This is a genomic window from Actinomadura madurae (assembly GCF_900115095.1).
Lineage (GTDB): Bacteria > Actinomycetota > Actinomycetes > Streptosporangiales > Streptosporangiaceae > Spirillospora > Spirillospora madurae.
In genome coordinates, this window is the sequence record NZ_FOVH01000044.1 from 1 (window position 1) to 6,596 (window position 6,596).

At 68.4% G+C, this 6,596-nt stretch carries 9 protein-coding genes; 5 read left to right on the forward strand and 4 right to left on the reverse strand.

The genetic code is table 11. The features are described from left to right. From BM339_RS47220 to BM339_RS47230, 3 genes are all read right to left on the reverse strand, one after another. The coding region (locus tag BM339_RS47220; protein ID WP_177287949.1) for an ABC transporter substrate-binding protein at positions 1-786 on the reverse strand (786 nt) is incomplete at its 3' end. Between the two features lie 10 nt (positions 787-796). After that, positions 797-1,489 (reverse strand): ABC transporter ATP-binding protein, encoded by a 693-nt coding sequence (locus BM339_RS47225; protein ID WP_075025100.1) that lies wholly within the window; start codon positions 1,487-1,489, stop codon positions 797-799. Then, on the reverse strand, positions 1,476-2,249 hold the full coding sequence (locus BM339_RS47230; RefSeq protein ID WP_075025101.1) for an ABC transporter ATP-binding protein: 774 nt from the start codon (positions 2,247-2,249) through the stop codon (positions 1,476-1,478). Before BM339_RS47230 ends, BM339_RS47225 begins: the two co-directional genes overlap by 14 nt. A gap of 261 nt (positions 2,250-2,510) precedes the next feature. Here BM339_RS47230 and BM339_RS47235 point away from each other — a divergent pair, with 261 nt between their 5' ends. Next, positions 2,511-3,818, forward strand: a complete 1,308-nt coding sequence (locus BM339_RS47235) for a tannase/feruloyl esterase family alpha/beta hydrolase (RefSeq protein WP_075025102.1) — start codon at positions 2,511-2,513, stop codon at positions 3,816-3,818. Here the strand turns inward: BM339_RS47235 and BM339_RS47240 are convergent. Then, positions 3,808-4,077, reverse strand: a complete 270-nt coding sequence (locus tag BM339_RS47240; RefSeq protein ID WP_021597631.1) for a hypothetical protein — start codon at positions 4,075-4,077, stop codon at positions 3,808-3,810. The two genes, BM339_RS47235 and BM339_RS47240, sit on opposite strands and share 11 nt — an antisense overlap. A gap of 133 nt (positions 4,078-4,210) precedes the next feature. Here BM339_RS47240 and BM339_RS47245 point away from each other — a divergent pair, with 133 nt between their 5' ends. The 4 genes from BM339_RS47245 to BM339_RS47260 form a co-directional block, all read left to right on the forward strand. Continuing rightward, positions 4,211-5,215: an extracellular catalytic domain type 2 short-chain-length polyhydroxyalkanoate depolymerase gene (locus tag BM339_RS47245; protein WP_075025103.1), complete on the forward strand. Its 1,005-nt coding sequence runs from the start codon at positions 4,211-4,213 to the stop codon at positions 5,213-5,215. Positions 5,216-5,297: 82 nt separating this feature from the next. Further along, positions 5,298-5,684: a toll/interleukin-1 receptor domain-containing protein gene (locus BM339_RS47250; RefSeq protein ID WP_075025104.1), complete on the forward strand. Its 387-nt coding sequence runs from the start codon at positions 5,298-5,300 to the stop codon at positions 5,682-5,684. Positions 5,685-5,687: 3 nt separating this feature from the next. Continuing rightward, on the forward strand, positions 5,688-6,308 hold the full coding sequence (locus tag BM339_RS47255; RefSeq protein WP_075025105.1) for a TIR domain-containing protein: 621 nt from the start codon (positions 5,688-5,690) through the stop codon (positions 6,306-6,308). Between the two features lie 62 nt (positions 6,309-6,370). Beyond that, positions 6,371-6,596, forward strand: a 226-nt coding sequence (locus BM339_RS47260) for a transposase (protein WP_143118909.1), incomplete at its 3' end; no start/stop codon positions are given.

Below are 6,596 nucleotides of genomic sequence, written 5' to 3' on the forward strand. Positions count from 1 at the left end.
GACGCCCTTGTCGCGCAGCTTGTACTCGTTGTACTGCTTCACCAGGTTGACCAGGTCACCGCCCGCCTGCATCGTCCCGAGCACCTGCGGCTTCGGCTTCAGACCCGGCGCCTTCAAAAGGAACGTGGAGAAGTTGTCATTCGGGAACGGCGTGGGATCGCTCTTGACGACGCTGCCGCCCGCACCCTTCACGGCCGCCGTGAACGTCTTCTCCATGTCCTGCCCGAACGCGTAGTCCGGGTAGACGATGTACCAGTTCTTACCGCCGTCCTTCGTCACCTCGGCGCCCGTACCGTGCGCCAGCATGTAGCTGTTGTAGCCGTAGTGGAAGGTGTACTTGTTGCACTGCTTCCCTTCCAGCTCGGTCGTCGCGGCGCCGACGTCGATGAACACCTTTTTCTTGTTCTTCGCGACGGTGGCGACGGCGAGCGCGGCCGACGAGGTCGGAACGTCGACGATGAGGTCCGCCTTCTGGCGGTCGTAGAGTTCCTGCGCCTTGGAGTTGGCGATCTCCGGCTTGTTCTGGTGGTCGGCGGAAACGACCTGGATGTCGTCGGTGACCGCCTTGTCGCCGTACTTGGCCTTGAAGTCGGCGACGGCCATCTTCACCGCCTCGACCGCGTTCTTGCCCGACAGGTCGGCGTAGACGCCGGACTGGTCGGTCAGCACCGCCAGGACGATCTTGTCGTCGCTGATCTTGCCCCCGCCCCCGCCGGGTCCGCCCGCGCAGCCGGCCAGCAGCGCTCCGGCGGTCGCGAGCGCGGCCGAACGTCCGAGAAGTCTCATCGGGGTCTCCCTAGATTCCGAGGTACTGGAGGAGTTCGCTCTCGCGGGCGCGGACCTCGTCGTTGTCCATGGACTCGACGATCCGGCCCTCGGCGAGCAGGTGGTGGCGGTCGGCGACGGTGGCGGCGAAGTGCACGTTCTGCTCGATCAGCAGGACGGTCACCCCGGCCGCCTTGACCTCCCGGAGGATGTCGCCGATCTGCTGGACGATCAGCGGGGACAGGCCCTCGGTGGGCTCGTCGCACAGCAGCAGCCGGGCACCCGTCCGCAAAACCCGGGCCAGCGCGAGCATCTGCTGCTCACCGCCCGACAACTTCGTCCCGGGGAACCGCCGCCGCTCCCGGAGCTTGGGGAAGGTCTCGTACACGCGCTCCAGCGACCAGGGATTCGGGCCCATCACGGGCGGCAGCGTGAGGTTCTCCTCCACCGACAGCGACGCGAAGATCCCGCGGTCGTCCGGGACGTAGCCGAGGCCGCGCCGCGCGCGCTTGTGCGAGCTCAGGGCGGAGATGTCCTCGTCCTGGAACCGGATCTTTCCCGACACTCCCTGGTGGAGACCCATCAGCGACCGCAGGAGCGTGGTCTTGCCCGCGCCGTTGCGGCCCACCAGCGTGACGATCTCGCCCTCGTCGACGTGCATCGACACCTCACGCAGGGCCTGAGCCTCGCCGTACCAGGCCGACAGCCCGTCAATGCGCAGCATTGGAGTCTCCCAGATAGGCGGTCACCACGCGCGGATCGTGACGGATCTCCGCATACGGGCCCTCGACGAGGACCTGGCCGTGCTGAAGGACGGTCACCCGGTCGGCGAGGCTGGAGACGACGCTCATGTTGTGCTCGACCAGAATGACCGTCCGGCCGTCGCGGACCTTCCTGATGAGCTCGACGGTCCGGCCGACGTCCTCGACGCCCATGCCCGCGGTCGGCTCGTCGAGCAGCAGCACCTTCGGGTCGAGCGCGAGGGCCAGCGCCAGTTCGAGGGCGCGCTTGCGGCCGTATGCCAGCGAGCCCGCCGGAACGTCCGTGTGCCCGTCCAGGCCGACCTGCCCGAGCAGCTCGGCGGCTCGTCCGGAGTAGCGTCCGAGTGCCTTGTCCGACCGCCAGAACCGCCAGCCGAGGCCGCTGCGCCCGGCCAGCGCGAGCTCCACGTGCTGCCGCGGGGTGAGCTCGGCGAACAGGCTCGTGATCTGGAACGACCTGGCCAGCCCGAGTCGCGCGATGCGCTCCGGCCGGCGGCCGGCCAGCTCGTGCTCACCGAGGCGGACGCTGCCGGCGGTCGGCTTGAGGAACCCGGTGAGCAGGTTGAACAGCGTCGTCTTGCCCGCGCCGTTCGGCCCGACCAGCGCGTGGACGGCCCCCTCGGCGACGTCGAGGTCCACGCCGTCCACGGCGCGGAAGCCGCGGAACTCCCGGACCAGGCCCCGCGCCTCCAGGACCGGGGCCTCCCGGGCGGGATCGCCCATGCGTCCTCCTCGCGCTCGTCGTCGGTGACCCGGACCACACCGGGCCGCCGTGACCGGGAACGCTAGGTCGCGCCCGCGGGCCGGACCATGTGAGGCCACCCCATATTCGGACGCTCCGATACGGCCGTGACCCACATCATGTGCAGGTCACGACCGGGGGCACATGGCGGATCTCGGCGATATGTGGACCGGCCACGTGGTCGCGGTCACAACCGGCGCTCACCATGACGGGCACCTGACGTCCCTCCCCGAGGAGCCGGTATGCCGATCGTCCGCACCGTCCTGACCGCCGGCGCCGTCGCCGCCGCCCTGACCGCGCCCGCGCCCGCGCACGCGCAGGAGAGGCCGGGCTGCGAGATCACCGTCCCGGGAGCGGAGAAGCAGGTGGCCGCCTGCCTGGACGACCTCACCACCGCGGGGACGACCGGCTCGGGCCACACCGTCCCGGCCGACTGGGCCGGCCTCCACGCCGCCGGGACTCGCAACCCCACCGGCGTCCCCGGCATCCAACTGGACGGCTATTTCCCCGACACCTCCACGACCAACGCCAACCACGGCTGGAACCACGACGCGCAGTTCGTCATCCGCCTGCCCGACCGCTGGAACGGCGGCCTCGTCGTCGCCGGCTCGCCCGGCAACCGGCGCCAGTACGCCAACGACTTCACGATTTCCGACTGGGCCCTCGCCAAGGGCTACGCCTTCGCCGCGACCGACAAGGGCAACACCGGCACCGAATTCTTCGAGGACGGCCGCCGCCCCGGCGACGCCGTCGCCGAATGGAACGACCGCGTCACCCAGCTCACGAGAGCCGCCAAGAAGGTCGTCGCGAAACGCTACGGACGCTTCCCCCGCCGCACCTACGCAGCCGGGATCTCCAACGGCGGCTACCTCGTCCGCTGGCAGTTGGAGAACCACCCAGAACTGTACGACGGCGGAATCGACGCGGAGGGCACGCTCTGGCGCGCCAACGGCCCGAACCTGTTCACGTACCTGCCGTCCGTCCTCCGCGCCTACCCGTCCTACGCCGCCACAGGCGACCCGGCCGCCCACAAAGCGCTCCTGAAGGCCGGCCTCGCCCCCGGCTCAGAATTCCTCTGGCCATTCCACGACCAGGTCTACTGGGAACTCACCCAGCGCATCTACCGCGAGGAATTCGACCCCGCCTACACCGGAAAGGAGACCGACTACAACTATGCCGCCCGCCCGCGCGACGTCCACCGGGCCGTCGCCCGCGTGTCCCTCACCGGCCGGATCCGCAAGCCGTTGATCACCCTCCACGGAACGTACGACTCGCTCCTGCCGATCACCACCGACTCCGACGTCTACGCGAAACTCGTCCGCACCCGCGGCAAGGCCCCCTACCGCTACTACCGCGTCGAGGCCGCCAACCACGTGGACGGCCTGTACGACACCCACCCCACCCGCCTGCGCCCGCTCCTCCCCTGCATACGCACCGCGTTCACGGCCCTGGAGTCCTGGACGCAGGACGGCACACCCCCGCCGAGGAGCACCACACTCCCCCGCCCCACATCCGGCGACCCCACCAATACCTGCTCCCTCACCTCCTGAACATCCGGAACACCAGGTAGGTGAACCCGAGGATGATGTCGACCGCCACCCAGAGCGCGATGATCAGCCCCACCCCGATCGCGGTGCCCGCATCGCAGGCGTCCTGGTATCCGGGCTCACACGAGCCCCGATCGGTGATTCCGCCGATGACCCAGATCAGGAAGCCGACCTGGATCGCCAGGAAGATCCACGGGAAGACGCGGTGCCTGCGCTTGGGCGGCTGCGCGCCTGACTCCGGCATTGTCTTGGCCTTGCTCATCACTCCCTCCTTCCACTGGGAGCATCCGTCCCCCAGAAAGACGCAGAAAGGCAGCAAAGAGGCCGCCCCCCAGCGGCAACAGGGCGACAAAACTCCAAGAGCAGTTGGTTAAACCGACCGAGGAGGTCCCGCCATGAAAACCACCTCGCTTCTCGCGGCTCTCGCACTCACCTTCGCGACGGTCGCCGCAGCCCCCGCGTCCGCGGCCGTCGCTGAGGCGCTTCCGCGCCATTCGATCAGCACCTCGTACGTCAGCGGGGTGTCGTCTGGCGGTTATATGGCCGACCAGTTGCACGTGGCCTACTCCGGGACGTTCAAGGGGGCCGGCATCTTCAGTGCCGGGGCGTACCACTGCGCGCGGGGCAGCGTGGTCACCGCGCAGCTCGCGTGTATGAACGACCTGTACGACGACAATCCCGCGGAGCTGGAGCGGACGGCTCGGGATCGGGCCGCTCAGGGGCGCATCGATCCCGTGGCGAACCTGTCCGGGCATCCCGTATGGATCTTCCACGGGACGAACGACTCCACCGTGAAGCAGTCCGTGAACGACGGGCTCGCCAGGTTCTACGGAAACTTCGGCGCCGCAGTCTCGTATGACAAGACGTCGCCGGCCGGGCATGCGTGGGTGAGTCCCATCGGGCCCAATCCGTGCTCGGCGACCTATACCCCGTACATCAACAAGTGCTCCGGCGATCCCGTGGGCGCGATGCTGAGGCATCTGTTCGGCTCGGTCTCGGTGCCGGCCTCCTCGCCCAGGGGCACGCTCATGGAGTTCGACCAGAACGCCTACGCGCCGGGCGGGAGTGCCTCGTCCATCAGCATGGACGCCACGGGGTTCGCCTATATCCCGGCGGGCTGCGCGTCGGCGTCCTGCCGGCTGATGGTGGCGCTCCATGGGTGCCAGCAGGGGCGGAGCGTCATCGGGAACACGTTCGCGACGAAGACCTACCTCAACGAGTACGCCGACACCAACGGCGTGATCGTGCTGTATCCGCAGGCGACCGCGTCCAGCTGGGCGGGCGGCAACCCGCAGGGCTGCTGGAACTGGTGGGGGTACGGCGGTGACGCGTCCTACGACATGAAGGGCGGCCAGCAGATCGAGACGATCATGCGCATGGTCCGCGCGCTCGGCGGCTAGGAAGCTTCAGAAGGATTACTTCCGATGTCCGTCGGTGGAAGGAGGCCTAGGATGTCGTGACCGGCAAGAGCGGAGGTCGTCAATGGCGAATGTCTTCGTGAGTCACCGAGGCACGGACCGGAAGCCCGCAGAACGGCTTTCCCTGGAGTTGCAGCGCCGAGGCCACAAGGTCTGGCTGGATGAGTGGGAGATCGGTACCGGCGACTCCATCGTCGGAAAGATCAACGCCGGATTGTCCGGTTCGACGTATGTGGTGTTGTGCTACTCCGATGCCGGTTCACTGAGTCCGTGGATGGGGCGGGAGTGGATGTCGACGCTCGCGCGCCAGCTCGACGGCCACGGTGTCCGGTTGCTGCCCGCCCGGCTGACCGGAGGCGAGCCGCCCGCGATAATCGCCGACATGAGGTACGCCGACCTCGTGGCCGACTGGGCGAGCGGGGTGGACGCGCTCTCCAGCGCGATCCGGTGACACATGCGCATCCAGACCGTCTACGTCTTGTACGAGGAAGGTGATGAGGACCTCGCCCAAGCGCTGGTGACTCCGCTCGCCGCCGCCGGATACCACGTCTCCCACCACGGAACGGTGATGGTCGGCGAATCATTGGTCAAGGAGGTCTCCCAGGCACTGGCCTCGGACGCACCGATCGTGGTGTGCGCGACCAGGCTGGCGGTCGGCAGCGCCTGGGTGCACCAGATCGCACGAGCCGCCCAGGTCGGCGGGCGCGTCCGCGTGTTCGTGGTCCAGATGGAGCAACAGGCGTACGTCGAGCAGTTGGCCCTCAACACCAAGGTCGCCCGGTACTGGGAGGACCCGGCCAAGGCCGGCCAGGACCTGCTCGAAGCCCTGTCACACCACTTCCCGCCGCGCGTGGAAGCATCGGCGGCCACGGCCGGGCGCCCGGGGACGGCGGCGGAGGAGCAGCAATTACATCATCTCGATCGTCCGGCTCCCGGCGCGGTACCTGATTACACCGCGCTCCTTCAATTTCGAAACCAACTGCGCGCCGAGGTCGCCGAGCGGCTTCCCGCCGCCCTGACGGTCGGGGAGTTCCTCGACCGGGCCGGGCTACGCAGGGACTCAGTGCGTGTTTGAGAAGTTGATCTCGGTCGGTGTGTCTGCGTGATGCGGTGTGCCGGTTCGTGCAGGGTGTGGCGATGGCTCGGACGTCGTGTTACCCGTCGGACCTGACCGATGAGGAGTGGGCGCTGGTGCAGCCGCTGCTGCCACCGGCCGGCAGCGGCGGGCGCCCGGAGAAGCATTCGCGGCGCGAGATCGTGGACGCGGTGCTGTACGTGGTGCGCACCGGATGCCCGTGGCGGCAGCTGCCCGCCGACTTCCCGCCTTGGCAGACGGTGTACTGGTACTTCGTGCGGTGGGAGA

Coding starts and splice junctions, on each gene's coding strand:
- BM339_RS47225 (WP_075025100.1), bottom strand. CDS start 1,489: ATGCTGCGCATTGACGGGCTGTCGGCCTGGTACGGCGAGGCTCAGGCC.
- BM339_RS47230 (WP_075025101.1), bottom strand. CDS start 2,249: ATGGGCGATCCCGCCCGGGAGGCCCCGGTCCTGGAGGCGCGGGGCCTG.
- BM339_RS47235 (WP_075025102.1), top strand. CDS start 2,511: ATGCCGATCGTCCGCACCGTCCTGACCGCCGGCGCCGTCGCCGCCGCC.
- BM339_RS47240 (WP_021597631.1), bottom strand. CDS start 4,077: ATGAGCAAGGCCAAGACAATGCCGGAGTCAGGCGCGCAGCCGCCCAAG.
- BM339_RS47245 (WP_075025103.1), top strand. CDS start 4,211: ATGAAAACCACCTCGCTTCTCGCGGCTCTCGCACTCACCTTCGCGACG.
- BM339_RS47250 (WP_075025104.1), top strand. CDS start 5,298: ATGGCGAATGTCTTCGTGAGTCACCGAGGCACGGACCGGAAGCCCGCA.
- BM339_RS47255 (WP_075025105.1), top strand. CDS start 5,688: ATGCGCATCCAGACCGTCTACGTCTTGTACGAGGAAGGTGATGAGGAC.